The organism is Streptomyces similanensis (assembly GCF_039543625.1).
Taxonomy (GTDB): domain Bacteria; phylum Actinomycetota; class Actinomycetes; order Streptomycetales; family Streptomycetaceae; genus Streptomyces; species Streptomyces similanensis.
This window is the reverse complement of sequence record NZ_BAABKC010000054.1, coordinates 1-26,054: the sequence shown is the minus strand read 5'-3', so window position 1 is coordinate 26,054 and position 26,054 is coordinate 1. Positions and strand designations below refer to the sequence as shown.

At 75.0% G+C, this 26,054-nt stretch carries 23 protein-coding genes; 9 read left to right on the top strand and 14 right to left on the bottom strand.

What is annotated here, in order from left to right:
• Positions 1-48: 48 nt before the first annotated feature.
• Positions 49-804, bottom strand: coding sequence for a maleylpyruvate isomerase family mycothiol-dependent enzyme (locus ABEB07_RS19365; protein WP_345669482.1), 756 nt, complete (start codon positions 802-804; stop codon positions 49-51).
• Between the two features lie 394 nt (positions 805-1,198).
• Here ABEB07_RS19365 and ABEB07_RS19360 point away from each other — a divergent pair, with 394 nt between their 5' ends.
• On the top strand, positions 1,199-3,745 hold the full coding sequence (locus ABEB07_RS19360) for an ATP-dependent Clp protease ATP-binding subunit (RefSeq protein WP_176148011.1): 2,547 nt from the start codon (positions 1,199-1,201) through the stop codon (positions 3,743-3,745).
• Between the two features lie 51 nt (positions 3,746-3,796).
• On the opposite strand, the gene ABEB07_RS19355 is transcribed toward ABEB07_RS19360, so the two are convergent.
• Positions 3,797-4,993 carry an MFS transporter gene (locus ABEB07_RS19355; protein WP_345669481.1) on the bottom strand — a complete coding sequence of 399 codons (1,197 nt, stop codon included), beginning with the start codon at positions 4,991-4,993 and terminating at the stop codon, positions 3,797-3,799.
• Between the two features lie 505 nt (positions 4,994-5,498).
• Positions 5,499-6,071, bottom strand: a complete 573-nt coding sequence (locus ABEB07_RS19350; RefSeq protein WP_345669479.1) for an Rv1733c family protein — start codon at positions 6,069-6,071, stop codon at positions 5,499-5,501.
• Between the two features lie 170 nt (positions 6,072-6,241).
• Between ABEB07_RS19350 and ABEB07_RS19345 the strand changes: the two genes are divergently transcribed.
• Complete coding sequence (locus tag ABEB07_RS19345; RefSeq protein WP_176148009.1) at positions 6,242-6,625, top strand: luciferase domain-containing protein; 384 nt, start codon at positions 6,242-6,244, stop codon at positions 6,623-6,625.
• A 110-nt stretch (positions 6,626-6,735) separates the two neighbouring features.
• On the opposite strand, the gene ABEB07_RS19340 is transcribed toward ABEB07_RS19345, so the two are convergent.
• On the bottom strand, positions 6,736-7,515 hold the full coding sequence (locus tag ABEB07_RS19340; protein WP_164583708.1) for a DeoR/GlpR family DNA-binding transcription regulator: 780 nt from the start codon (positions 7,513-7,515) through the stop codon (positions 6,736-6,738).
• A 123-nt stretch (positions 7,516-7,638) separates the two neighbouring features.
• Between ABEB07_RS19340 and ABEB07_RS19335 the strand changes: the two genes are divergently transcribed.
• Positions 7,639-8,520, top strand: a complete 882-nt coding sequence (locus ABEB07_RS19335; protein WP_164583707.1) for an SIS domain-containing protein — start codon at positions 7,639-7,641, stop codon at positions 8,518-8,520.
• A 32-nt stretch (positions 8,521-8,552) separates the two neighbouring features.
• On the top strand, positions 8,553-9,425 hold the full coding sequence (locus ABEB07_RS19330) for a ketose-bisphosphate aldolase (protein WP_345669478.1): 873 nt from the start codon (positions 8,553-8,555) through the stop codon (positions 9,423-9,425).
• Here ABEB07_RS19330 and ABEB07_RS19325 read toward each other — a convergent pair.
• Positions 9,415-10,548 carry a methyltransferase gene (locus tag ABEB07_RS19325; RefSeq protein WP_176151857.1) on the bottom strand — a complete coding sequence of 378 codons (1,134 nt, stop codon included), beginning with the start codon at positions 10,546-10,548 and terminating at the stop codon, positions 9,415-9,417. The genes ABEB07_RS19330 and ABEB07_RS19325 overlap by 11 nt on opposite strands.
• 98 nt (positions 10,549-10,646) lie before the next feature.
• Here ABEB07_RS19325 and ABEB07_RS19320 point away from each other — a divergent pair, with 98 nt between their 5' ends.
• Complete coding sequence (locus ABEB07_RS19320) at positions 10,647-11,339, top strand: alpha-ketoglutarate-dependent dioxygenase AlkB family protein (RefSeq protein WP_345669477.1); 693 nt, start codon at positions 10,647-10,649, stop codon at positions 11,337-11,339.
• Between the two features lie 55 nt (positions 11,340-11,394).
• The gene (locus ABEB07_RS19315; protein ID WP_345669476.1) at positions 11,395-12,633 is read left to right on the top strand and encodes an ROK family protein; all 1,239 of its coding nucleotides are present in this window, start codon (positions 11,395-11,397) and stop codon (positions 12,631-12,633) included.
• Positions 12,634-12,726: 93 nt separating this feature from the next.
• On the opposite strand, the gene ABEB07_RS19310 is transcribed toward ABEB07_RS19315, so the two are convergent.
• The 5 genes from ABEB07_RS19310 to ABEB07_RS19290 form a co-directional block, all read right to left on the bottom strand.
• A complete protein-coding gene (locus ABEB07_RS19310) occupies positions 12,727-13,635 on the bottom strand; it encodes a phosphotriesterase family protein (protein ID WP_345669475.1) in 909 nt (302 codons plus the stop codon).
• Complete coding sequence (locus ABEB07_RS19305; RefSeq protein WP_345669473.1) at positions 13,632-14,216, bottom strand: DUF4865 family protein; 585 nt, start codon at positions 14,214-14,216, stop codon at positions 13,632-13,634. The genes ABEB07_RS19310 and ABEB07_RS19305 overlap by 4 nt, the downstream gene beginning before the upstream one ends.
• A gap of 22 nt (positions 14,217-14,238) precedes the next feature.
• Positions 14,239-14,811, bottom strand: a complete 573-nt coding sequence (locus ABEB07_RS19300) for a TetR/AcrR family transcriptional regulator (RefSeq protein WP_345669472.1) — start codon at positions 14,809-14,811, stop codon at positions 14,239-14,241.
• Positions 14,812-14,970: 159 nt separating this feature from the next.
• Complete coding sequence (locus ABEB07_RS19295; RefSeq protein ID WP_164587248.1) at positions 14,971-15,522, bottom strand: ATP-binding protein; 552 nt, start codon at positions 15,520-15,522, stop codon at positions 14,971-14,973.
• A gap of 199 nt (positions 15,523-15,721) precedes the next feature.
• On the bottom strand, positions 15,722-16,045 hold the full coding sequence (locus ABEB07_RS19290) for a hypothetical protein (protein WP_345669471.1): 324 nt from the start codon (positions 16,043-16,045) through the stop codon (positions 15,722-15,724).
• A 369-nt stretch (positions 16,046-16,414) separates the two neighbouring features.
• Between ABEB07_RS19290 and cds1 the strand changes: the two genes are divergently transcribed.
• Positions 16,415-17,539, top strand: coding sequence for an L-cysteine desulfhydrase Cds1 (gene cds1, locus ABEB07_RS19285; protein ID WP_345669470.1), 1,125 nt, complete (start codon positions 16,415-16,417; stop codon positions 17,537-17,539).
• Positions 17,540-17,610: 71 nt separating this feature from the next.
• On the opposite strand, the gene ABEB07_RS19280 is transcribed toward cds1, so the two are convergent.
• Positions 17,611-18,438, bottom strand: a complete 828-nt coding sequence (locus tag ABEB07_RS19280) for a DeoR/GlpR family DNA-binding transcription regulator (RefSeq protein ID WP_164587251.1) — start codon at positions 18,436-18,438, stop codon at positions 17,611-17,613.
• A 303-nt stretch (positions 18,439-18,741) separates the two neighbouring features.
• On the opposite strand from ABEB07_RS19280, the gene ABEB07_RS19275 reads away from it, so the two are divergent.
• Positions 18,742-21,210, top strand: coding sequence for a hypothetical protein (locus tag ABEB07_RS19275; protein WP_425589040.1), 2,469 nt, complete (start codon positions 18,742-18,744; stop codon positions 21,208-21,210).
• Here ABEB07_RS19275 and ABEB07_RS19270 read toward each other — a convergent pair.
• The 3 genes from ABEB07_RS19270 to ABEB07_RS19260 all read right to left on the bottom strand — a co-directional run bounded on the left by ABEB07_RS19270 (position 21,180) and on the right by ABEB07_RS19260 (position 25,112).
• Entirely contained in the window at positions 21,180-23,621 is a 2,442-nt protein-coding gene (locus ABEB07_RS19270; protein WP_345669469.1) for a right-handed parallel beta-helix repeat-containing protein, read from the bottom strand. The two genes, ABEB07_RS19275 and ABEB07_RS19270, sit on opposite strands and share 31 nt — an antisense overlap.
• A gap of 150 nt (positions 23,622-23,771) precedes the next feature.
• On the bottom strand, positions 23,772-24,377 hold the full coding sequence (locus ABEB07_RS19265; RefSeq protein ID WP_345669468.1) for an Rv1733c family protein: 606 nt from the start codon (positions 24,375-24,377) through the stop codon (positions 23,772-23,774).
• A gap of 297 nt (positions 24,378-24,674) precedes the next feature.
• On the bottom strand, positions 24,675-25,112 hold the full coding sequence (locus ABEB07_RS19260; protein WP_164584905.1) for a DUF6643 family protein: 438 nt from the start codon (positions 25,110-25,112) through the stop codon (positions 24,675-24,677).
• A gap of 319 nt (positions 25,113-25,431) precedes the next feature.
• On the opposite strand from ABEB07_RS19260, the gene ABEB07_RS19255 reads away from it, so the two are divergent.
• Positions 25,432-26,054, top strand: a 623-nt coding sequence (locus ABEB07_RS19255; protein WP_345669497.1) for a TerD family protein, incomplete at its 3' end; no start/stop codon positions are given.

The following is a 26,054-nucleotide window of genomic DNA, read 5'->3' as shown; positions in this document are numbered from 1 at the left end:
CGGAGCGCCGTACGACCGGCCTGCCCGGCCGCCGGATCCCCCGGCGGCTCAGCCGATCGCCGAGGTCTCCCGCCACAGCGCGGCCAGCGACGCGTCGCCCGCCGCCTCTGGCATCGGCGCCCGGTTCCACAGCGCCAGATACAACTGGTCGGCGGGTCCGGAGAGTTCGGCGTCGGCCGTGCCCCGCGCGCCTCGGTCCGTGACCGGCGGCCCGTCCGACAGCCGTACGGTCCACACCGCCTCGTCGGCCTCGGCGGCGTCCGTGGCGCGCACCCGCAGGACGCGCGGTTCGGGGGAGCGGACGCGGCTCCTGGGGAGGGCGTGGAAGCCGCGCAGCAGCTCGTCGATGCCGTCCACGGCGAAGCCGGCGCCGATCGCCGTGGGGTCGCCGCCGCGCGCCGACTCGGCATCGACGCGGTGCACGGCCGTCTCGTGCGCCTGCCGCCGGGTCCAGAAGGCCAGCGCCGAGGGCGGCGACTGGGGCGCGGGAAGGAACGTCCAGCACTCCACGTCGGCGGGCGCCTCGGCCAGGGTCCGCACCAGCCGGCGGTGCGCGTCGCGGTACCAGGCCACCAGTTCGGCGCCGTCGAGCTTCGGCGGATCGCCCAGGGGGCGCGGGGAGGTGAGCGCGTCCGCGACGAACGCGGCGGCCCACTCGTGCACCAGGCCCGTGTGCTCCAGCAGGTCCCGCACCCGCCACCCCGGGCAGGTCGGCACCTCGGCGTCGGTGCCCGCCTCGTCGGCCGCCGCGGCCAGCAGCCGCCCCTCCCGGTCGAGCGCGTCAAGGAATTCGGCAGTCTTCATTCGCGGCAGTCTGCCCGAGACGGCGGCATCCGCGACAGAGGGATCTTGACCTGCGGGACGCGAACGGCCCGCCTTGCGGATCCCGGCCGCCCGGCGGAGCCCGACTGCCAGGTGGCGCTCGGCTGTCCGTCGGAGCCCGGCTGCCAGGTGGCGCTCGGCCTGCCGGGGTAACCCCGGGGCGCCCGGCGGAGTTCGGCTCGCCAGGGGGAACCCGGGTCGCCAGGCGGGGACCGGACCATCCGGTGGAGTCCGGCCCGTCCGGGAGGAAGGTGGGCTCCGGTGGACAAGCCGGGCCGGCACCGGGTCGGCGTACGCCGCGTTGCGGCGGCGCACGGGACGGGGTGGGCTGGGGGGTGACTCCTTTCCCACGTTCCCCACGCTGCGGACGGCGACCATGACGATGTCTCCCTTCGGCGCCTCATTCGGCGGCCAGGACCCGTTCTCCGAGATCCTCAACCGCTTCTTCGGCATGACGCCGGCCGCCTCGCCGCCCCAGGTGCAGCGGGTGCCGATCGGGCGGCTGCTGACCGAGTCCGCCCGCGAGCTGATCAACACCGCCACCCGGCGGGCGGCCGAGGACGGCAGCTCCGACCTGGACACCGAGCACCTGCTGTGGGCGTGCACCCAGGTGGACCCCACCCGCGGTCTGCTCAGCCAGGCCGGCGCCGACCCCGAGCGGCTCGGCGCAGATCTGGCCGCCGCGCTGCCGGGCGAGAGCGGCACCCCCTCCGCCGAGCCCGGCCTCACCCCGGCCGCCAAGCGGGTGCTGCTGCGCGCCTACGAACGCTCCCGGGCCGCCGGAGTCTCCTACATCGGCCCCGAGCACCTGCTCGGCGCCCTCCTGGACACGCCGGGCACCGCGGCGGGCCGCGTCCTGGCCTCGCACGGCCTGGAGACGGAGCGGCTGCGCCGCAGCGCCGAGGAGGCGGTCCGCGGTGAGGCCGCGGCGGGCGGCGGCGAGAAGCCGAGCGACACGCCCACCCTCGACCAGTACGGCCGCGACCTCACCGAGGAGGCGCGCGACGGAAAGCTGGACCCGGTGGTCGGCCGCGCCCTGGAGATCGAGCAGACCGTGGAGATCCTGTCCCGCCGCTCCAAGAACAACCCCGTCCTGATCGGCGAGCCGGGCGTCGGCAAGACCGCCATCGTCGAGGGGCTCGCCCAGCGGATCGTCGCCGGGGACGTGCCCAAGACGCTGGAGAACAAGCGGGTCGTCGCCCTCGACCTGACCGGGCTGGTGGCCGGCGCCCAGTACCGCGGCCAGTTCGAGGAGCGGTTGAAGAATGTCATCGACGAGGTGAAGGCCGCCTCCGAGTCCACGATCCTCTTCCTCGACGAACTGCACACCGTCGTCGGCGCCGGCGCCACCGGCGAGGGTTCCATGGACGCGGGCAACATCCTCAAGCCGGCCCTGGCCCGCGGCGAGCTGCACGTCGTCGGCGCCACCACGCTGGACGAGTACCGGCGCTACGTCGAGAAGGACGCCGCCCTGGAGCGCCGCTTCCAGCCCGTCATGGTGCCCGAACCGAGCGTCGAGGAGACCGTGCAGATCCTGGAGGGCCTGCGCGACTCCTACGAGGCCCACCACCAGGTCCGCTACAGCGACGACGCCCTCGCCGCGGCGGCCGAGCTGTCCGACCGCTACGTCTCCGACCGCTTCCTGCCCGACAAGGCCATCGACCTGCTCGACCAGGCCGGCGCCCGGGTACGGCTGCGTTCCCTGGGCCGCTCCACCGAGGTCGCCGACGGCGAGGACCGGCTCGCCAAGCTGCGCCGCGAGAAGGACCAGGCCGTCGGCGCCGAGGACTTCGAGCGGGCCAGCGACCTGAAGGACCGCATCGCGGAGGTGGAGGCCGAGCTGGCGGGCCTGGCCGAGCGGCGCGAGGGCGTGCTGGAGGTGACCGTGGACGACATCGCCGACGTGCTTTCCCGGCGCACCGGCATCCCCGTCTCCCAGCTGACCGAGAGCGAGAAGGAACGGCTGCTGAAGCTGGAGGAGGCGCTGCACGACCGGGTGGTCGGACAGGACGAGGCCGTCACCGCCATCGCGCAGGCGGTGCGCCGCAGCCGGGCCGGCATGGGCGACCCGAACCGCCCCGTCGGCTCCTTCCTGTTCCTCGGCCCGACCGGCGTCGGCAAGACCGAGCTGGCCAAGGCGCTCGCCGAACTCCTCTTCGGCGACGAGAACCGGCTCGTCCGCTTCGACATGAGCGAGTTCCAGGAGAAGCACACCGTCTCCCGCCTGGTCGGCGCCCCGCCCGGATACGTCGGCCACGAGGAGGCCGGCCAGCTCACCGAGAAGGTCCGCCGCCAGCCCTACAGTGTGCTGCTGTTCGACGAGGTGGAGAAGGCGCACCCGGACGTCTTCAACGCCCTGCTCCAGGTTCTGGACGACGGACGGCTCACCGACGCGCAGGGCCGTACCGTCGACTTCCGCAACACCGTGGTCGTGATGACCTCCAACATCGGCGCGCAGCGCATCCTCGCCCACCACGGCGACGTCGCCGACATCAAGGACCAGCTGATGGAGGACCTGCGCGGCAGGTTCCTGCCCGAGTTCCTCAACCGGATCGACGACATCATCATCTTCCACGGGCTCGGCGAGGGGGAGCTGAACCGGATCGTGGACCTGCTCCTGGACAACAGCCGTCGGCGGGTGCGCGCCCAGGGCCTGGAGCTGGAGGTCACCGACGCGGCGAAGAAACTCCTCGTCGCCCACGGCCACCAGCCCGAGTTCGGCGCCCGCCCGCTGCGCCGCACGATCCAGACGGAGCTGGACAACCGTATCGCGTCGCTGCTGCTGGCCGACGAGGCCGACCCCGGGGACACCATCGTGGCCGACGTCGTCGACGACTCCCTGGTCTGCCGCGTCGAACGCCCGGCGCCCTCCGACGCCAAGGTCTACGAGGAGGGCGGCGAGAGCGCGGCTCCGGCGCGGTGACCCGAGCCGGTCAGGCGTACGGGTGACCCGCGCGGCTCACTCGTACGCCGCTCACTGCTCGTACGACCGCCGTTCAGCGAAGCCGATCACGGCGGCGACGGCGGCCAGGACGGCGACGCTGGTGAGCGCGGCCGGCAGCGAGAACCAGTCGGCCATGAACCCGATGGCCGGAGGACCGAGCAGCATGCCGCCGTAGCCGAGCGTGGAGGCGACCGCGACTCCGCCGGGGCCGGCCAGGGCGCCGGCGCGTTCCACGGTGACCGGGAAGACGTTGGCGAGTCCGAGCCCGGTCACGGCGAAGCCGAGCAGCGCCGCCCACACGGACGGCGCCAGCGAGCCGAGCAGCATCCCGGCCGCCGCGGTGGCGCCGCCGGCCACGATGGTCCGGGACCGGCCGAGGCGTTCCAGGAGCGTGGTCCCGGTCAGCCGTCCCGCGGTCATCGCCAGGGCGAAACAGGAGTAGCCGGCGGCCGCCACCCCCGCCGAGGCGTCCAGGTCCTGCTGGAAGTGCAGGGCGCCCCAGTCGGCCATCGCGCCCTCGCCGTAGGAGGTGCACAGGGCGATGAGGCCGAGGATCACGACGAGGCCGCGGGTGCGGCGGGCGTCGGGGCGGCGCGGGTCCGCGGCCCGGGACGGACCCGCCGACCGGTCTGCGCCCGTCGGCCCGCCGTCGTCCGGCCGCGCCGGGGCGGGGTGGCGCAGCAGGGTGGGGCCGGCGGCGGCGGTGACGAGCAGGCCGATCAGCGTCAGGCCCAGCAGATGGCGGGTGGGGGACACGGAACCGGCCACGAGGCCGCCGAGCCCCGCGCCCAGCATGCCGCCCAGACTGAAGGCGGCGTGGAAGGTCGGCATCACCGGCCGGCGCAGCGCGGCCACCAGATCGACGGCCGCGCTGTTGAAGGCGACGTTGATGCCGCCGTACGAGGCGCCGAAGGCCAGCAGCACCGCGCCCAGTGCCCAGGCCGAGTGGGTGAGCGGGGGCAGGGCGACGCTGAGGGAGAGCAGGACGGCGCAGACGACGGTGACCGGATGGCTGCCGTAGCGGCGGCACAGGCGTCCGGTGAGGGTCATCGTGACCACGGCGCCGGCCGACACGCCGAGGAGGGCGAGACCGAGGTCGCCGGCGGAGGCGTGGGTCTGTTGTTTGACGGCCGGGATGCGCACCACCCAGCCCGCGAAGACGAAGCCGTCGAGGGCGAAGAAGGCGGTCAGGGCGACCCGGAGCCGGGTGAGGGAGTGGTCCGGCACGGCACTGTGCGGACGGACTTTGTTTATGAGCGGCACAAACTCAGGCTAGAAGTGCGCGCACCTCACGGGCAAGGGGCGGTTGGCGACGAGCGGAGGGAGGCGGGGGAAGGGACGGTGCGGCGACGGCGGGGGATACGCCGGTCCGGTCCGGGGGCGGCGGGCGGCCGGTCGCTCGGCGCGGCGCCGCCCGGTCCGGTACAGGGGCGGCGGGCAGCCCGTCATTCGGCGCGGCGCTGTCTGGTCCAGTCCGGTCCGGCCGGTGTCCAGTCCGGTCCGGCGGGCGCAGAACCTTCGGCGGGGCGCTGCCCGCTCCGGTGCGGGGCGGCGGGCAGTCGGTCGTTCGGCGCGGCGGCCGTCCGGTTCGGTCCGGATCTGGCGGGGTTCAGTCCGGGTCCGGCGGCATCCAGTCCGGGTCTGGCGGGGGCCGAACATTCGGCGGGCGTCCGCCCGGTCTCGATCCGGGTCCGGGCGGGCGGCCGGTCGTTCGGCGCGGCGTCGGGGCCGGTCAGCCCGTCTTGCGGCCCCAGGTGTCGACCCGGGCCCATTCCTCGGCCCACTGGTCGAAGCGGCGGCGGTCGAGGCGGGTGCGGGCCAGTCTGGCGCCGCCGAGGACGAGGCCCGCGGCGGCCGTGCCGGCCCACAGGCCGCCCAGCACCGTCTGGAAGGCGGTGTCGGCGGCGGACGGCGGCGGGGCCGTCAGGGCGCCGCGTGCGTTCGTCCATACCGTGACGCGGGCGCCGGGCGCGGCGGTGGCCGGCACCCTGGTCCGGTCGGTGTGCGTCACGCCGGCGGCGTCCGTCCAGCGCACGGCACCCCACACCAGTGCCCCGCCGGCCGGCCGCGCGGCGGCGCCCGCCGCCGGTTCCCCGGCCAGCACGGCCGACACGGCGTGGGTCTGCTCCCGGACGCGGTCCGCGGTCCGCTGCACGGCGCCCGCCGTCAGCAGCCCCGCCACCAGCGCGCCCGCCAGCGCGAGCACCCAGGCGGAGATCAGGATCCACGCCTCCACGACATCACTGGTCCGCCGGAGCGGATTGCGCCGCAACCGCCACAGCCGCACTCCCGCACGACGTGTCACTTTCGACACCCCCTCGTGCACCGACGGGCTCCTACTGCCAGTGTGCCCCCTGTGGCGATCGGAAGCCCCGGCGCGGGACGGAAAAGGCGGTCCGGCCGGATTCGGACACGGATCGGTTAAGGCTCGCTCACGTCCCGGTTGCCGTGCGGTGAGCGCGTCATGATGGTGCCATGACGCTCGCCGCGCATGCCTTCGCCCAACTGGCCACCTGGCCCGACCTGATGGAAGCGGTGCCGAGCTGTGGCGCCGGGCAGGCGCTCAGCTCGCCGTACGGGGAGATCGCCCACTTCCACTCCGAACGCGATGTCGACCTCAAGCTGACCGACCGGGCCATACGCCGGCTGGCGGGCGACCTGAGACGCTTCGCCGCCCTGCGGATCGTGCCCGGCTCGTCGTGGGTGACGATCCGCCTCGACGCCTCCGCCGACGTCGATCTGCTGCTGTCCCTGATGAGCGTGGCCCTCAAGGCCCACCAGAGCGGTCCGGCCGCCGACGACCGCCCGGTGCCCGCCGGCTGCAACGACGGCCGCGGCGTCGGCTTCCTGCGCACCTGACCACGCGACCCGCACCTGACCACCCGGCCCGCCCGCGACTGGCGGACCTGCCCCGGCCGGCGGGCCTGCCCCGGCCGGCGGACACGCCCCGGCCACGCGACCCGCCCGGCTCACACCGTGACGACCCGGACCCCCGCCTCCTCGAACCTGCGCACCGCGTCCTGGTCCGCCGCCGAGTCCGTGACCAGCGTGTCGACCGACTCCACCGGGCAGATCCGGGCGAAGGCGCGCCGCCCCAGCTTGCTGGAGTCCGCGGCCACCACCACCCGCTCGGCGCGCTCGCACAGCAGCCGGTTGATGGCGGCCTCCGCCTCGTCGTGCGCCGCCGCGCCGTGCGTGACGTCCAGGGCGACCACGCCGAGCACCGCCACGTCCAGCGTGATCTGGCTCAGCACCCCGTCCGCCAGCGGTCCGATCAGCTCGTACGACTGCGGGCGCGCCACCCCGCCGGTCAGCACGATCTTGAACTGGGGCCGTACCGCCAGCTCGTTGGCGATGTTGAGCGCGTTGGTGACCACGGTCAGGGCGGGCGAGCCGGCGGTGAGGTCGGCGCGCACCGCCAGGGCGCGGGCCACCTCCGTGGTGGTGGTGCCGCCGGTCAGGCCCACCGCCTCGCCCGGCGCGACGAGCTCCGCCACCGCCTCGGCGATCCGCTGCTTCTCGCCCGCGCGCCGGGCCGTCTTGTAGCGCAGCGGCAGTTCGTAGGAGACGCCGTGCACGACCGCGCCGCCCCGGGTGCGCACCAGCATCTGCTGCTCGGCGAGCTGGTCGAAGTCCCGCCGGATCGTCGCGGCCGACACCTCGAGGCGCGCCGCGGCCTCCTCGACGTCCAGCCGGCCGCGCTCGACGAGCAGTTCCAGCAGCGTCTTCCAGCGGGCGTCGCGCGACATCGGCGGCCTCCGTTCCTCGGTCCTCCGTGACCCTAACGCACCCCCTACGAGGCGAAATGCTTGATCGTGCTTGAAACTCGGCGCTATCTTGCAAGAACGATCAGTGGACCGGGAGGGTGTGCCATGAGCCATGTCGAGGACGAGCTGACCAGTCAGCCCGAGTGCTGGGCCCGCGTCGCCGCCGACGCCGCCGGACACGGCCGGGCGCTGCCCGCGCCGGGGGAGCGGGTCGCGATCGTCGGCTGCGGCACGTCGTACTTCATGGCCCAGGCCGCCGCCGCCCTGCGCGAGAACGCGGGCCAGGGCGAGACCGACGCCTTCGCCGCCTCGGAGTTCCCCCACGGCCGCTCCTACGACCGCGTCCTCGCCCTCACCCGCTCCGGCACCACCACCGAGGTGCTCGACCTGCTCGCACGGTCGAAGGGGCGTACCCGCACCACGGCCGTCACCGCCGACCCGGACACGCCGGTGATGGCGGCCGCGGACGACGTGGTCGTCCTGGACTACGCCGACGAACGCTCCGTCGTGCAGACCCGGTTCGCCACCACCGCGCTCACCCTGCTGCGCGCCCACCTCGGTCTGCACACCGACGCCGTCGTCGAGGACGCCCGCACCGCGCTGACCGCGCCGCTGCCCGAAGGGCTCGTGGAGTGCGGGCAGTTCACCTTCCTGGGCCGCGGCTGGACGGTGGGGCTCGCCAACGAGGCCGGGCTGAAGATGCGCGAGGCGTCGCTGTCCTGGACCGAGGCGTACCCGGCGATGGAGTACCGGCACGGCCCCATCAGCATCACCACCGAAGGCACCGCCGCCTGGATGCTCGGTCCGGCGCCCGAGGGACTGGCCGGACAGGTGCGCGCCACGGGCGGGCTGTGGGTCGAGAGCGGACTCGACCCGCTCGCCGAACTCGTCCGCGCCCAGCGGCTCGCCGTCGCCGTCGCCGCCGCCCGCGGTCTCGACCCGGACCGGCCGCGCCATCTCACCCGCTCGGTGATCCTCGCCTCCTGACGCCCCGTCACCCTCAACGGAAAGGACAGGCCGTGCCACTCGCAGCCACCGGCGACCTGGTCGCCGGCGCCGCCACCGCGCGCTCCGCCGTCGTCGCCTTCAACGTCATCACGCTGGAACACGTCGAGGCCGTCGTCGCCGGCGCCGAGGCGGCCGGCACGCCCGTCCTCCTCCAGATCAGCGAGAACGCGGTGCGGTTCCGCTACGGACGGCTGCTGCCGCTGGCCCGGGCGGCCGTCGCCGCCGCCCGCGCCGCCGCCGTGCCCGTCGCGCTCCACCTCGACCACGTGCAGAGCGACGAACTGCTGCGCCAGGCGCCCGAGGCCGGCTTCAGCTCCGTGATGTACGACGCCTCCCGGCTGCCCTACGCGGACAACCTCGCCGCGACCCGGGCCGCCGCCGAATGGGCGCACGCGCAAGGGCTGTGGATCGAGGCCGAGTTGGGCCAGGTCGGCGGCAAGGACGGCCGGCCGCCGCTGGACGCCCACGCCCCCGGCGCCCGCACCGACCCCGGCGAGGCGCACGCCTTCGTCACCGGCTCCGGGGTGGACGCCCTGGCCGTGGCCGTCGGCAACGCGCACGCCATGACCGAGCGCACCGCCGCCCTCGACCACGACCTGCTGAAACGCCTCGCCGGCGCCCTGGACGTGCCGCTGGTCCTGCACGGCTCCTCCGGCCTGGCCGACGCCGAGCTGACCGAGGCGGTCGCCGGCGGCATCGCCAAGGTCAACGTCGGCACCGCCCTCAACATCGCCATGACCGGCGCCATCCGCGACTTCCTCGCCGCCCGTCCCGAGGCGGTCGACTCCCGCAAGTACCTCGGGGTGGGCCGGGAGGCGATGGTGGAGGAGGTGACCCGCCTGCTCGGGGTGATCGGCACGCCCCGCGCGACGCCTACCGCTTGACCGCCCGCAACAGCACGAACTTCGGGTCGCTCGCCACCAGTTCGCTGTCGCCGAACAGCCGGCGCAGCTTCACGTGGTAGCCCAGGTGCCGGTTGCCGATCACCCACAGCGAGCCGCCGGGGCGCAGCGCGCGCCGCGCCCCGGTGAACATGCGCCACGCCGTGTCGTCCGTCGTCGCCTGGTGGGAGTGGAACGGCGGATTGTTGAGCACCAGGTCCACACTGCCGTCCGGCACCCCGTTCAGCCCGTCGCCGACCCGGAACTCGGCGTGCCCCGGCACCCCGTTCGCCTTGTACGTCGCCTCGGCCGAGGCCACCGCCTGGAACGACTCGTCGGTGAACAGCACCTCGGCCTCCGGGTGCGCCAGGCCCATCGCGGTGCCCACCACACCGTTGCCGCAGCCCAGGTCCACGATCCGGCGGGCGCCCTCGCCGTCGGGCAGGTGCTGGAGGAGGAAGCGGGTGCCGATGTCGAGCCGGTCCGCGCAGAACACCCCGGCGTGGTTGACGACCGTCCGGCCGGAGACCGCGCCGATGCCGTCGGGCAGCGTGTAGGTGTACGGCCACGGGTTGGCGGGCCGTGCGAGGGACGGGTCGGGGGCGCACAGGATCAGCCGGGCCTTGCGCTCGGCGAGCGTGGTCCGGGTCGGGCCGAGGATCCGCTCGAACAGCTCCAGCGTGGAGGTGTGGATCTCCTTCACCATGCCCGTGCCCACGACGACCGTGCCCGCGTGCACGGCGGGCGCCAGCCGCAGCAGCTGGTCCTCCAGCAGCGCGAGGCTCTTGGGCACCCGCACCAGGAGGACGTCGATCCGCTCCGGCGGCGGGTCCTGCGTGGTGAGCAGGCGCACCGCGCCGGGTTCGGCGCCGTTGCGGGCGAGGTTGCGGCGGGTCGCCTCCTGCCCGAGGTGGGAGTCGGTGATCTGCGTCGGCCGGTGCCCGGCCAGCGCCGTGACCAGCGCGCCCCACCGGTCGCCGACGACCACGACCGTCCCGGACAGGTCGATGGCCTCGTCGGCCAGGTGCCGCAGGAGATAGGCGTCGGAGGCGTCCCAGGCGCGCAGCCGGTCGCGCGGGTCCACGGGGAAGCGGGACAGGGCCGGCTCGCCCCAGGGAGTCGTCATACGGTCGTTCATCGTCCGTCCAGGCTAGCCGAGCCGCAGCTCAGGATGGCGTCGGCCGACGGCGGCCGCGGGAGGATCCCGTGCGGGAGGATGGGGGCATGGACGCCGAGCTGTTCCCGCGCCGCCGGGCCGAGATCGCGCCGGGCGCGGTGCACGTCCCCGACTGGCTGGACCCGGCGCGCCAGCGCGAGCTGCTGGACGCCTGCCGGGGCTGGGCCCGCCCGCCGGCCGGTCTGCGCACGGTGCGCACCCCCGGCGGCGGCGCGATGACCGCCCGCCAGGTCTGCCTGGGCTGGCACTGGTATCCCTACGCCTACGCCCGCACCGTCGCCGACGGGGACGGCGCGCCGGTGAAGCCGTTCCCGGCCTGGCTGGGCGAACTGGGCCGGCGCGCGGTGCGCGACGCCCTGGGGCCGCAGGCGGCGCGGCAGGCGACGTACGACATCGCGCTGATCAACTTCTACGACGCCGACGCCCGGATGGGCATGCACCGCGACGCCGACGAGAAGTCCGCCGCGCCGGTGGTGTCGCTGAGCCTCGGCGACACCTGCGTCTTCCGCTTCGGCAACTCCGACACCCGTACCCGGCCGTGGACGGACGTGGAGCTGCGCAGCGGCGACCTGTTCGTGTTCGGCGGCCCCGCCCGGTTCGCGTACCACGGCGTGCCGCGGGTGCACGCGGGCACCGCCCCGGGCGAGTTGGGGCTGACCGGGCGGCTGAACGTCACGCTGCGGGTGAGCGGCCTGGAGAGCGTCCCGCCCGGACCGGGACGGGGCGGACGGCGGAGCTGAGCCGGGCCCCGGACCCCGGGCGGCCGGGACGGCGGATCATGACAGACTCGCCCTCATGAGCGGCAAGGCTGACCCCCGGGCGGCGGGGGAAGGGACCACCTCGAGGACGCGGCTTGACCGGGGGCGCGGCGCGCTCGGGCCCGCGCTGGAGCTGGTGCACACCGGGCGTGCCCCGACCCGTGCCGTGCTCACCGCCGAGCTGGGGGTGACCCGGGCGACGGCCGGCGCGGTCGCCGCCGAACTGGAGGCCCTCGGCCTGATCAGGGTGGACGCCCGCCCGGCCGCGGCGGCCGGTTCGCAGGGCCGGCCCTCGCACCGTCTCTCGGTCGCCGAGGACGGGCCCGTCGCCCTCGCCGCGCAGGTGCACGCCGACGGGTTCCGGGCCGCCCTGGTGGGCCTCGGCGGCCGGATCGTGGCCACCGCGCCCGGCTGCGAGACCGTGGACGCCGACCCGGCCAAGGTGCTCGGCTCGGTCGTCGAGGCCGGCGCGGAGCTGCTGTGCGCCACCGGCCGGCGCTGCGTCGGCGCCGGACTCGCGGTGCCGTCCGCGGTCGCCGAACCGGACGGCACGGCCCTCAACCCGCTCCACCTGGCCTGGCCGGTGGGCGCGCCGGTGCGGCGGATCTTCACCGAGTGCGTGCGCGCCGCCGGGATCACCGGACCGGCGTTCGCCGCCAACGACGTCAACCTCGCCGCGCTCGCCGAGCACCGGCACGGCGCCGGGCGGGGCGCCCGCGACCTGCTGTGCGTGGCCACCGGGCACCGCGGGGTGGGCGGCGCGCTGGTGCTGGACGGGCGGCTGCACACGGGCAGTTCGGGCCTGGCGCTGGAGGTCGGGCACCTCACCGTCAACCCCGAGGGCCGCCCCTGCCACTGCGGCAGCCGCGGCTGCCTGGACGTGGAGGCCGATCCGCTGGCCCTGCTCACCGCCGCCGGCCGCGCGCCCGGCCCCGAGGTGTCGCTGCTCAAGCAGGCCGACGACCTGATCCGCGGCCACCACGACGACCCGGCCGTCCGGACGGCCGTGCAGATGCTCGTGGACCGCCTCGGGCTGGGCCTGGCCGGACTGGTCAACATCCTCAACCCCGACCGGATCATCCTCGGCGGACTGCACCGCACCCTGCTGGAGGCCGCCCCGGACCGGCTGCGCGCGGTCGTCGCCGACCGCAGCCTGTGGGGCCAGAGCGGCGGAGTGCCCATCCTGCCCTGCACCCTGGACCACAACAGCCTGGTCGGCGCGGCGGAACTGGCCTGGCAGCCGGTCCTGGACGACCCCCTGACGGCGCCGGCCTGACCTCACGCGTGCGCCGGCCCCGCGCCCGACGGAACCCCCGGGGGACGGTCGGGCACGGGGCCGGTGCGATCCGTCCGGATGAGGCCCCGGTGCTCAGCGCCAGTCGACGGCGAAGGCCCGGCCCGGGTTCTCGGTGAGGACCTGCTCCACCAGGTCCGCGCCCAGTTCGGCCGCCAGCCGCGGGCGGACGCGGCGCAGCAGATACGGCATCCCGGGGCCGCCGTCGACCGAGCGGGCGGCGGCGACCACCGTGTCACCGCCGAGCAGCAGCCGGTCGCCGAAACCTCCCTCGGCCAACGCCCGCACGGCGTCGGGCATCCGCCAGTCGGTGGCGTGATGGGTGCGGGAGGGGCCGTCGAACGCCAGGTAGCAGCCCGACTCGGCCGCCTGCCGGTGCAGCACGGAATCGGGGAAGCGGTTCAGATGGCCGAGGATCACCCGGTGCGGCGGCACCTCCAGTTCGCCGCAGAGCAGGTCCAGCACGTCGAGCGCGGCCGTGCCCATCTCCAGGTGCACGGCGACGGGCGCGCCGGTGGCGTGATGGGCCTCGGCCGCGGCGGTCATGGTCCAGCGGGCGTGCGCGTCGAGGCCGTGGAAGCCGCCGGCGACCTTGACGAGCCCGGCCCGGACCCCGGTGTCGCCGATGCCCTCGGTGAGTTCGGCGACGAACACGTCCGCGAGGCGGCCGCGCAGCGCGGCCGGCGTGTCCTCGGCGTAGTGGACGTCCTGGTGCAGGCCCGTCGCGCACACCACGTGCACCCCGGTGGCCCGGGACAGCGGCGGCAGGTCGGCGGCCCGGCGGCCCAGCCCGTACGGCGTCCACTGGACGACGGCCGACCCGCCCGCCGCGCGGAACGCGGCCAGTTCCGCGCGCGCGGCCGGCGCGTCGTCCAGTTCCTGGCCGGGCAGCCGGGGGCTGCGGAAGAAGAGGTGGTCGTGGGAGTCGGTGACGCCCAGCTCGGCGGGCGGGAGGTCGCCGAGCACCGTGCGGACGGCGCTCACCACTGCCGGCTCCGGGGCAGCGTCTCGCGTCCGGGCGCCGACAGGTGCAGGACCCGGAAGACCTCGCCCTCGGCGTCCGGCGCCTCGTGCGACCAGAGCGAGAAGCGCACCAGCTCCCAGCGGCCGGTGTCCACCGCGGTCGCCGCGAGCACCGCGCCGTCCCGTGCGGCCAGCCGCCCGGTCTCGCGCACCGCCTCCGCCATGAACTCGGAGAGCACCACCCCCTCAGGCACGGGCACCCGCTGCCGCACCGCGAGGACGGCGGCCGAGTCGGCGCGACCGCCGTCCTCGCAGGCCACCCCCGACCACTGCCGCACCACGGGCTGGCCGAAGTCGTCCACCAGCCCCTGGAACGGACCGCCCCACAGGAAGGAGTTCATGCCCTCCATCGTGTTCCACAGGTAGAAGGGCGCGTACTGGTTGACCGGCGAGCCGTGCACCCCGCGCTCGCGCATCAGGTAGGCCTTGACGCCGAGTCCGTCCCAGTCGTCCAGGAAGTGCCCGAGCCGCTCGACGCGGTCGCGGACGATCCGCATGTCGTAGTCGGCGGGCAAGGTCATCTCGTACTGCATCGCGTGCATGGCGCGGCTTCCCCCCTGGCCCTCAGGCCACTTGATCCGTGTCGGAGCGCAGCAGCGACAGCAGTCCCCGCACGCCGGTGTCGAAGGCGGCCGGGGAGCCGGAGGCCCGGGCCAGCACATAGCCGCCCTGCACGGTGGCGAGGACCGTCGCCGCGATCTCCTCACCGTCCAGATGGGGCGGGAACTGACCCCGTTCCTTGCCCTCCTCGACCGTCCCGGCGAGGCGTTCGCGGAGCCGGTCGAGCGTCTCGTCGACCGGTGCGCGCAGTTCGGCGCTGGCGATGATCTCCGGGTCCATCGTGAGCCGCCCGACCGGACAGCCGCGCAGCACGTCGCGCTCGCGCAGCAGGTACGCCTCGATGCGCTCGTAAGGCGTGCCCGGACCGCACAGCAGTGCCTCGGCGGTGCCCAGCAGTTCGGCGCAGGTGCGCCGGATGGCCGTCAGCGCCAGGTCGGACTTCCCCTTGAAGTGGTGGTACATGCTGCCCTGTCCGGCGCCCGCGTGCTCCAGGATCGCCTTGGGGCTGGTGCCCACGTAACCGCGCTCCCACAGCAGTGCGCGGGCGGACTCGATCAGTCGCTCCTGCGTCCTCATGGCGATCACTGTACATACTAGTAGTTACAGACGTCGAGTCCTTGTGGGCGGGGAGTGCGGCGTCCTGTGGCGGTCATGGCATGGGACGGGCGCGGGCGCGGAACGGCGCCGCCACCGGCCGGAATCCGGCGGTGGCGGCGTCACTCGGGCTCGTCCCGGTCAGCCGGGAACGGGCGAGCGGACGGGAACGGGCGCGGCCCGCGCGCCATCGAGCGCGGGTTCCACCTCGGTGAACCGGCGTACGGGCTGCTGCTCCCCGGCCGCCAGCCGCGGTACCCGGGCCGGCGCCGTGACGGCGACCGGGGCGGCGGAGGCGGGCAGCGTGAACCAGACCACCTTGCCCTCCTCGCCGTCCGGGCGCGCGCCCCAGCTCTCGCTCATCGCGGCCACCATCGCCAGTCCCCGGCCCTCGGTGGCCAGCGGCGCGATGTCGCCCATGTCCTCCACCACGGGAAGACGCGGATCGTGGTCGCGTACCGAGACGGTGAGCCGGTCGAGCAGGAACTCGAGCTCGACGGTGCACGACTTGTCGGGCCGGGCGTGCTGGTGGACGTTGGTCAACAACTCCGTCACACCGAGCGCGGCCCGGTCTATCAGAGGATCCAGATGCCAGTAGCGCAAGTGCGCCGATACGATTCTGCGGACCTGGCCGATCCGCGACGGCAGGGCTTGGAGCTCCACCGTGCAGTGCCTGATGGGGTGACTGATCACGGCTGCGACTCCCCGACGTTGAGGTCCGGAAGAACACGACGTTTCGGATGCAGCAGAGCGCCTGCGTGACATGGCCGCCTGCTGTCGTGGCCGGCGGGCTGGTTCGCAGCGTTATCGCCGGTAAACCCAGAGTGACGTGAGACCAGCGTGACGCAAGGGGTTCGGCACCGCAACTTCGCGTCATCTTCGCGACGACGGCTCAGCCGCCGCGCCCCGCCGCCTCGCGGACGATCTCGATGAACCGGCGCGCCGCGGGCGGACCCGGCTCGCCGGGCGCCGGGTCGCGGTCGCTCAGGGTCAGCAGGTACCGGGTGCCGCCGAGGTCGGCGCGCGCCCGGTCGCCCGGGCCGAGCCACGGCCTGGACGCGCGCACCGCGCTCACCGGCGCGCTGTCGATCACACAGCCCTGACTGGTGAGCAGTTCGAGCCTGCCGTCGCCGATCCGGACCCGTCCGGCCCGGGTGAGGGAGCGCAGTCGCCTGTCGATCCGCACGCCCGTGGCCGTGAACTCCGGTTCCGCCATTCCTCGCCCGCCCCCTCGCACGTGCCGCCGGCTCCCTGCCCGGCCCGGTCCACGGGCCACACCGCCCGCACGGCACCTTTGGCGCCCCGTACGGCTCTGCGTCCCGCGCCGTGCAGTCTGCCCCCCTTCCGCGCGCAGCACCAGTACACGTCGGGGGCTCCCGGCCGGCGCCCGGAGCACTCCGGCGAACGCGCCCCCGACGATGCGGCGAATGCGCCCCGTACGCGCTCTGGCGAGTCCCGCCCCAGGTCTGCCTTTGGGCCGCTCAAAGTGACGTCTATGCAGGTGAGAAGCGTGCGGAAGGTGTCTATCATCGGTGGCGTCCGGCCGTGCGACACGCCGTCGGCGCCCAGCGTAAGGAGTCCCGCCGTGAGCACCACCGAGCAGCGCCGGACCGGCGACACCCTCGACGTCGACCGCAGCGACACCGGCTACCGCGACTGGCTCAAAGAGGCCGTCCGCAAGGTCCAGGCCGACGCCAACCGCTCGGCCGACACCCACCTGCTGCGCTTCCCGCTGCCCGAGCGGTGGGGCATCGACCTCTATCTGAAGGACGAGTCGACCCACCCGACCGGCAGCCTCAAGCACCGGCTGGCGCGCTCGCTGTTCCTGTACGGCCTGTGCAACGGCTGGATCCGGCCGGGCCGCCCGGTGATCGAGGCGTCCAGCGGCTCGACGGCGGTCTCCGAGGCGTACTTCGCCAAGCTGATCGGGGTGCCGTTCATCGCGGTGATGCCGCGCACGACCAGCGCCGAGAAGTGCCGTCTGATCGAGTTCCACGGCGGCCGCTGCCACTTCGTGGACGACCCGCGCACCATGTACGAGGCCTCCGCGCGGCTCGCGGTGGAGACCGGCGGCCACTACATGGACCAGTTCACCTATGCCGAGCGGGCCACCGACTGGCGCGGCAACAACAACATCGCCGAGTCCATTTTCCGCCAGCTGGAACTGGAGCGCTTCCCCGAACCGGCGTGGATCGTCGCCACCGCGGGCACCGGAGGCACCTCGGCGACCCTCGCGCGCTACGTCCACTACATGCAGTACGACACCCGCGTCTGCGTCGCCGACCCGGACAACTCCTGTTTCTTCGACGGCTGGACCACCGGCGACCCCGATGTCACCTGCGACAGCGGCTCGCGCATCGAGGGCATCGGCCGGCCGCGCATGGAACCGAGCTTCGTGCCCGGTGCGATCGACCGGATGATGAAGGTGCCCGACGCGGCCGCCGTCGCCGCCGTCCGCGCCCTGGAGCGGGCCATCGGCCGCAAGGCGGGCGGCTCCACCGGCACCGGTCTGTGGAGCGCGCTGAAGATTGTCGCTGAGATGGTGGCGCAGGGCCGCCGGGGCAGCGTGGTGACCCTGCTGTGCGACCCCGGGGACCGCTACCTCGACAAGTACTACTCCGACGCGTGGCTGGCCGAACAGGGCCTGGACAGCGCGCCGTACACGGCGACGATCGACGCCTTCCTGGCGACCGGCGCCTGGCCGTCCTGAACCCCGCGCCGCACCGCTCGCCGTCGGGCGCCCGCGGGCCGCGGGACACCGCGACCGCGGCCGACGGCCGCTCAGATGTCGGCGATCTCCGCCGGCTCCCCGGCCACCACGAGCCGCAGGTGCTCGGAGATCTCGGCGCGTGCCTCCGGCGGCAGTCCCGCGTCCGTGACCAGGGTGTCGATCCGCTCCAGCGCGGCGAAGGAACTCAGGCCCACCACACCCCACTTGGTGTGGTCGGCGACCACCACGACCCGCCGCGCGGACTGCACGAGGCGCCGGTTGGTCTCGGCCTCCGCCAGGTTCGGCGTCGAGAGACCTGCCTCGGCCGATATCCCGTGCACGCCCAGGAACAGCACGTCGAAGTGGAGCGCGGCGATCGCCTGGTCCGCCACCGGGCCCACCAGCGAGTCGGACGGGGTGCGCACCCCGCCGGTCAGCACCACCGTCGCCGAGCCCTGCCGCTGACCGGAGGCGCGCTGCGCCGTGTGGAAGACGTCCGCCACCCGCACCGAGTTGGTGACCACCGTCAGATCCGGCACGTCCACCAGGTGATGGGCCAGCGCGTACGTCGTCGTACCGCCCGACAGCGCGATCGCCGAGCCCGGCGCGACCAACTGCGCTGCCGCCCGCGCGATGTCCTCCTTGGCCGACAGTTCGAGGCCCGACTTGGCCTCGAAGCCCGGCTCGTGCGTGCTGGCCTCCACGACCGGGACCGCGCCGCCGTGCACCTTCTCCAGCATGCCCTGACGGGCCAGCGCGTCCAGGTCGCGGCGGACGGTCATGTCCGACACGCCGAGCTTGCGCGTCAGCTCGTTGACCCGGACGCCGCCGCGGCGCCGGACCTCGTCCAGGATCAGGGAGCGGCGCTGCTCCGCGAGGAGGTTCTGATTCTCACTCACGTGTGCTCCGGTTCCTCTCGCCTCAAGCCGTCCGACACGCCCGGCGCGACCGCTGCGACGAAGGGCTCGTCACGCGTGCCGTCATGCGGGCGGCCCATCCTTTCACGGGGCGTCGCACGCCGCGCCATCGCCCGCCCCGACACGCACCCGCCGACCGTCGCGCCGCCCCGCGACACGCCCGGCACGCGGCGGCCGTCACCGGATCGGGCGCAAACCCGGGACGGCGTGTGTGGCGCGCGCCGCCACCGGACATCCTGTCCCCGCGAGAACACTGGCGACGGCACGGCCAGGGGGGTGCGGGCGGTGGAAAGCGCACAGCGGCGTCCGACGGCGGACCGGTCGGCAGAACGACACACGGCACAGTCGACGGCGCCCGGACCGCGGACACCGGCCCCGGCGGCCGGGCGGCCCGCCCTGGAACTCCTGGTGCACGGAGTCGGCGGCACCACACCCCAGGAGATGCTGGACGATCCGCACACGGTCCGGGTCTCCGGGGACGACACCGCGGCCCTCTACCGGCGCGCCGCCGACGTGCACGCCGAGTCCCGCCCCGAGCGCGACGGGCCGGTGCCCGAGGCCTACGTCTGGTGCAACCTCACCTCCGGCGACGGCAGTCGGGCCCTGTGGCTGTTGCTGCTGCCGTTCATGGTCGTCAACCTCGCCCACTGGATGCGCCCCGCCGCGCACGGCCGGACCCGCACCGTGCGGCTGTACGGACTGCTGGTCAGACTGACCGGCCTGACCCTCACGGTGCTGTTCGTCGCCGCCGCCTGCGAGGTCGCGCTGGACCTCGCCGCCTGGCAGTGCGCGGGCACCCGCGCGTGCGCCGCCCGCCACTCCTGGCTGGGCTTCCTGGCGCCCGGCGCCGGCTGGTGGAGTCCGCCCGGCCGCCGGCTCGCCCTCGCCGCCGTGATCCCCGCCGCCCTCACCGGCCTGCTGTGGTACCTCTCCCACCGCACCTGGAGCGCCTACGAGTCCCAGCAGCCCCTGCGCCGCGACCCGGAGACGGAGCCCGCGGGGGAGGGCGGCGGCTCCGACGGCGCCCTGAGCCGGCCCGGCTTCTGGTACGGCCGCCGTCTGGTGGCCCGGCTGCGCGCCGCGCACACCGCCGTCGGCCTGCTCACCGTGGCCGCCGCGCTCGCCGCCCCGGCCGCCCGCTTCGACCGCCGGCCCGGCGGCCCCGCGCTGCTCGACCTCCTCGGCTGGCTGCTCAACGCCGCGCTGATCGCCGCCGCGGCCGCCGTGGTGGGCGTGGTCGCCGGCCGGGGCCGCAGCGAGCAACGCGTCGACCGGCGGCTGGACCGCCACCTCGTGCGCGGGCTGCCGCTCGGCGCGCTCCTGCTGCTCGTGTGCGCCGCCCTGTACGCCGGCTGGTCGCGCCCCGCCTGGCACTCCACGGGCCGGCTCGCCGGCGACGCCGCCTTCGGCGGGGTCACCCTGGCCCAGGGCCTCCTGGTGATCGTCCTGAGCTGCGTGGCCCTGGCCCTGTACCGCACCCGGCCCGACCCCCGGGCCGTTCTGCGCGGCCTCGGCGGCCCGGCGGTCGCCCTGCTGGCCTGCGCCCTCGGCGGGGTGATGACCGGCGGAGTCGCCCAGCGGGTCGCCGACTGGCTGGACGGCGACGGGACGTCGATGCCGGGCCCGCCGGTCCTGCTCACCTGGCAGGCGTCCGTGATCCCGCCGCTGCTCGTCGTCCTGCTCGTGCTCGGCGTCCGGCTCGCCCTGCGCGCCCGCCGGCTGGCCCGCGCCGGGGAACCCGCCGTGGCGCGGGACTACCCGCACGACCCGCCGGACCCCGCGCGCACCCACCGCATCGCCCGCGTCCGCGCCCTGGCGACCCTCACCGACCAGGCGCCCCGCGTGGTCGGTCTCACCTGCGCCGTCACCCTGCTGCTGGGCGCCGTCGCCCTCGTCGGCGGCCTCGGCCTCCACACCACCCCCGCGCGGGCCGCCGAGGGGACGCCGCCCTTCGTGGCCGGCGCGGCCGACACCGCGCAGGCGCTGGGCTCCTGGCTGGTCGGCCTCGGCTTCATACTGTTCGTCACCTGGGGCAGGCGCGCCTACAAGGACGCCTCGGCCCGGCGCACCATCGGCATCCTGTGGGACGTCGGCACCTTCTGGCCGCGCGCCGCCCACCCCTTCGCCCCGCCCTGCTACGCCGAACGCGCGGTGCCCGACCTCACCTGGCGGATGGCCACCTGGACCGGCGCGACCGGCGGCCGGCTCGTCCTGTCCGGCCACTCCCAGGGCAGCGTGCTGGCCGCCGCGGCGGTCTGGCAGCTGCCCGCCGAGGTGCGCCGGCGCGTCGCGCTGCTGACCTACGGCTGCCCGCTCGAACGCCTCTACGGCCGCTGGTTCCCGGCCCACTTCGGACCCGCGGCCCTGACCGCCCTGCACCGCGACGCGGACTGCTGGCGCAACCTGTACCGGCTCACCGACCCCATCGGCGGCCCGGTCCGCGTCCCCGCCGCCCGCACCCCCGGCGCGCCGCCCGAGACGGACCACGCGCCGCCCGAGGCGGACCACGACGACGAAGTGGACCGCGCCCCGCTGAAGGACCCGCTCGCCTACGGCCGCGACGCGGCGCACCCGCTGCCCGCCCCGATCCTCGGCCACTCCGACTACCGGGCCGACCCGGCCTTCGCCGAGGAACGCGGGCGGCTCCTGGCCCGGCTGCGCCCGGACCTGCCGGCGCCCCGCCACGCGGCCGGCGAGGGCGCCGAACCCGACGGCTCCGGCGCTCAGGGCAACGCCGGCAGGTCCTCCGGGTAGAGCAGGGTCAGATCGTCGGTGCTGGGATCGGCGAACTGGGCGACCCGGCCCGCGTGCCGCTCCACCATCGCCTCGAACGTCTGCCGCGCGCTGCGGCCGTTGCCGAACGCGGCGCCCTTCGGCAGCGCCGCGAAATACCCGAGCAGCGCCTGCTCGGCGCCCGGGGCGAGCCGGTACTCGTGCTCCTCGGCCTGCTGCTCCACGATCCGCAGCAACTCCTCGGGGCCGTAGTCGCGGAAGGTGATGGTGCGGGAGAAACGCGAGGCCACACCCGGGTTGACGGACAGGAAGCGCTCCATCTCGGCGGTGTAGCCGGCCACGATCACCACCACCGCGTCGCGGTGGTCCTCCATCAGCTTCACCAGCGTGTCGATGGCCTCCTTGCCGAAGTCGCGCCCGGCGTCCTCGGGCGAGAGCGCGTACGCCTCGTCGACGAACAGCACGCCGCCGCGCGCCCGTTCGAACGCCTCCTGGGTGCGGATCGCGGTGGAGCCGATGTGCTCGCCGACCAGGTCGACCCGGGACACCTCCACGAGATGGCCCTTCTCCAGCACCCCGAGCGAGGCCAGGATCTCGCCGTACAGGCGGGCGACGGTCGTCTTGCCGGTGCCCGGTGAGCCGGTGAAGACCAGGTGCCGCTTGACCGAGGCGGCCTTGAGCCCCGCCCGCTGCCGCCGCCGGCCCACCTCGATCATGTCGGTGAGGGCGCGCACCTCCCGTTTCACGCTGTCCAGGCCCACCAGGGCGTCCAGTTCGCCCAGCACGTCCTTCGCGCTGCGCTCGGTCCGCTCCGGCTCGGGCGCCGGCGCGTCGCGCACGGGGTCCGGCTCGGTGGCGCGCTGTCCGGGGACCGCGCCCAGCAGCCCGGGCGACGGACTCGCCGTCTGCACGGCCGTCTCCGGGGCCGCCGGCGGGCGTACGCCCCCGCTCCCGTCGCTCACGCAGTCCTCGACCACGGGGCCCGAACCGGCCGTCTGCGCACCGCCGTCGGCGAACTCGAAGCCGCCGCGCGCGCACCGCTCGGTGCGGCACTTGCGCAGCGTGGTGCGGCACCCGTCGATCACATGGAAGCCGTAGCCGCCGCTGTCCGTGACCCGGCAGCCCAGGAAGCTGCCGCGGCCCCCGGCGGAGACGTAGAACCCGGCCTCGGCGGGGGAGACGACCGTGCAGCGCTCGATGGTCGGGTCGGCGCCCTTGGTGACGATCACGCCGGTCTGGGCGCCGTCCACGGTGCAGTTGGCGAGCGTGCCGCCGCTGCCGTGGTCGCGGAACCAGGCGCCGGTGGCCGCCTCCTTGATCCGGCAGTCGTCGAGCTGCGCGGTGGCCCCGTCGCTCACCGAGACCGCCGTGTTGCGCACCTGGGACAGATCGCTGTCGACGACGTCCGCGCGCGATCCGCGGTCCAGCACGAACAGCGCGTCCGGCACGTCGTGCACCCGGCAGGAGTCGAGGACGGCGGTGGCTCCGTCGCTGACCCACACGGCCGGGTAGTCGCCCGTGCTGTCGGAGATCTCGCACTGGTTGGCGTCCACGCGGGTGCCCGGGTCCCACACCGACAGGCCGTTGCGCCCGAACCGCTGCACGGTGCTCCGGGTCAGGGTCAGCACCGAACGCGAGCGGAGGTCCACCGCGTTCTCCGGGATGTCGTGGATGCGGCAGTCGGCGAGGGTCAGGACGGCGTCCGTGTCGAGGGTGACGCCGTCGGCGGTGGTGCGGTGCACCTCGCAGTCGGTGAGGTGGGCGGTGCCCCGCCCGGTGATCTGCAGACCGCTGCCCCGCACCTCGTAGACCTCGCACCCGACCGCCTCCAGGGCGGAGTTGTCGCCGGTCACGGTGATGCCGGCGCCCGAGGCGTGGTGCACCCGGCAGCGTTCGAGGCGGGGGTGGGCGCCGCCGCGTACGGCCACGCCCGACTGCCCGGCCGCCACGATCTCGCACTCCTCGAACACCCCGCCGCCGCCGTCGAGCACCGCGATGCCGACGCCGGCCGGATTGTCCACCGTGCAGCGCCGCACGGTGGGCCGGGCGCCGGTGCGCACCTCGATGCCGGACGCGGAGCGGGTCACGATCCGCACGTCCCGCAGCTCCGGCGCGCCCTCCTCCACCAGCAGCGCGGGCGCGGTGGCGTCCTGGCCCTCCACGTGCAGGTCCTGCACCACCGCCGAGGCGCGCACGGTCAGGGGCACCCCGTCCGCGGGCGCGATCCGCACCGAACCGGAGGAGCCCTCCGGGCCGCGCAGGGTCACCGCCCGCTGGACGACGAGGTTCTCGCGGTAGGTGCCGGGGGCGACGGTGAGGACGTCGCCGTCCGCCGCGGCCTCCAGGGCGGCGGCGAGCGATGCGTACTCACCCGTGCGGCGCCGCCACCGCGATGTGCCGGTGTGCGTCACCTGGACCGTGCCCTGTGCCATGGCGTTGCTGTGCCCCCACCTCGTGCTGATGGCTCGTTCGCCGTCGCGGCGCGCCGCCGCGGTGCGCTCGTGCGCCTGTCGTGCCCGACGCGCCGGCCGGTCCACCGTAGCGTGAGCGCGGTCGATCGGTTGACCGGAGCCGCAAGGCGGTCAGCTGTCGGCGCCGGCGCGGCCCCAGTCCGGTCCGGCGCGGTCCCAGGCCTGGCCCCAGCGCGCGTAGCGGCGGCGGACCAGTCGCCAGAGGATCAGTCTGCGTACGCTCTCCACCGCCGCGGCGGCCACCATGGCCGTGCCGAGGCCGGCCAGGACGGCGTGCGCGGTGGCCGTGCCGGAGTCCAGCGGCCGGCCCACCGTCCGGCCGTGCCCGTCGGTCCACAGCGCGAAGCGGTCGCCGGGGTGCGGTTTCCTCAGGTTCGTCGCCACCGGGCCGTGCCGCCTGGTGCCGTCCGGGGCGGTCCAGTCGGCGACGACCCGGATGCGCACCGTCCGTCCCGAGGTGATCTCCGGGTCCGGCCGCGGCACTTCGCCGGTCGTCCTCGCCACCACGGTGGCCCGCACCAGGTGCCGGGTCCGGTGCTGCTCGCGCACCGACCGCTGGAGGGCGTCCTGGGCGGCGGCGCCGGCGAGGGACCCGGCCACCGGGGCGGCGACCAGGATCAGCAGCAGGGCGGTCAACGCCACCCAGCACTCGACCAGATCGGTCGTCCGGCGCAGCGGGTTGTGCCGCCAGCGCCACAGTCCGCCGATGACGCGCACCCTCCACCACCGCCTTCCCGCTCCGTCGTCCCGCGCGGCGCGGCCGGTGCGCCGCGAGCCGGGCCGAAGGGAGAGCGACTGAGAGCGACGTCCCCTTCGGCCGCGACCCGCACCGGCCTCTCACGCACCCCAACGACCGGACCCCGCCCCGGGGTTCCCGGTGGACGACGGACGGACGAAGGCCGCCGCCGGGCTACTGCCCGGCGGCGGCCTGCGCGAAGGTGCGGCTCCCGGCGTCGGGCGACGGCCCTTCCCCCGTGTCCCCCGTGGTCGATCGGCGCCCGGCCGGGAAGCCGATCAGTAGCCGCGGTACTGCTGGTTGTTGTACGGGTCCTGGTACGGCGCCGCGGCGGGCCGGGGAGCGGCGGGGCGCATGGCCTCGTAGCCGGTGCCGTTGGCCATCGGGCGCGGCGGCATCGGCTGCTGCGGGCCGGGGTAGCCGCGCGGGACCGAGGCCTGCTGCGGGATGTAGGCCGTGGGCGCCTGGTGCAGCGGAGCGGGCTGCTGCGCCTGCGGGTAGCCGTAGTACGACTGGGGCTGGGACGGGGCCGCCGGGAGGGCGGGCAGTGCCGAGGGGAGCGCGGGAAGGTGACTTCCCGTGTCGTACGGCGCGGGGACCCGGATCGGGGCGATCTGCGGCGTGCCGCGCTCGGCGACGAGCGAGTCGTAGATCGGGGTGTCCGGGAAGGAGGCGGAATAGTAGCCGCCACCATAAGTGGAGCGGGGGGAGGTCATGGCACATAAGTTAAGCCCACGATGTGCTGGTTGGGGAGACCGATAAGAGGGTTGTTTTCCGTGTCCGTGGTGACGCGGGATCCCCAATGCGAGCGAACTTGACAAAAAGGGGCACCACGGAAGCCCTTCGGCTGGTAAAGGGCGGGTTTCTGGGGGGTTACCGGCGGTCCGACACACGTGTTCCACTGCTCCTCGCGGGGGGCGCGGCGCGTCGGGTCCGCCCGGGGAGCAGACTGGGCGCCGAGCGGGCCGACGGTCCGCCGGCGGCCGTACCGCCGGGACACGGCCCGGCGCCACACGTGAGGGGGCGGACATGTCGATGTCGAAGGGGTCCAACACGCAGGTGCCGGCCACGGCCCTGCGGGTCGAGGTGGGCCGGCGCTCCGGTCCGGGCGTCCCCGACGTGGACGCCTCCGCGCTGCTGCTGGCGGCGAGCGGCAAGGTGCGCTCCGACGCCGACTTCGTCTTCTACAACCAGCCCGCGCACACCTCCGGCGCCGTCCGGCACGAGGGCAAGCGGGAGGCCGGCGGCCTCGCGACCGACACCCTCCTCGTCGACCTCGCGCGCGTGGAGCCCGCCGTCGACCGCGTGGTGCTCGCCGCGTCGGCCGACGGCGGCGCCTTCGGCCAAGTGCCGGACCTGTACGTCGAGGTGCGCGACGCGGCCCGGGACACGGTGGCCGCCCGCTTCGACAGCGCCGGCGCGAGCGTGGAGACCGCCTTCGTCCTGGGCGAGTTCTACCGCCGCCAGGGCGGCTGGAAGTTCCGGGCCGTCGGCCAGGGCTACCGCAGCGGCCTGGCGGGCCTGGCCACCGACTACGGCATCACCGTCGACGAACCGCGGCACACGCCGCCGCCCGCCGGCCCCGCGCCGGACCCGGCCGGGCCCACGCCCCCCGAGCCCACCGCCGCCCGCACCCCGGCGCCGCCCGCCGCCCCGCC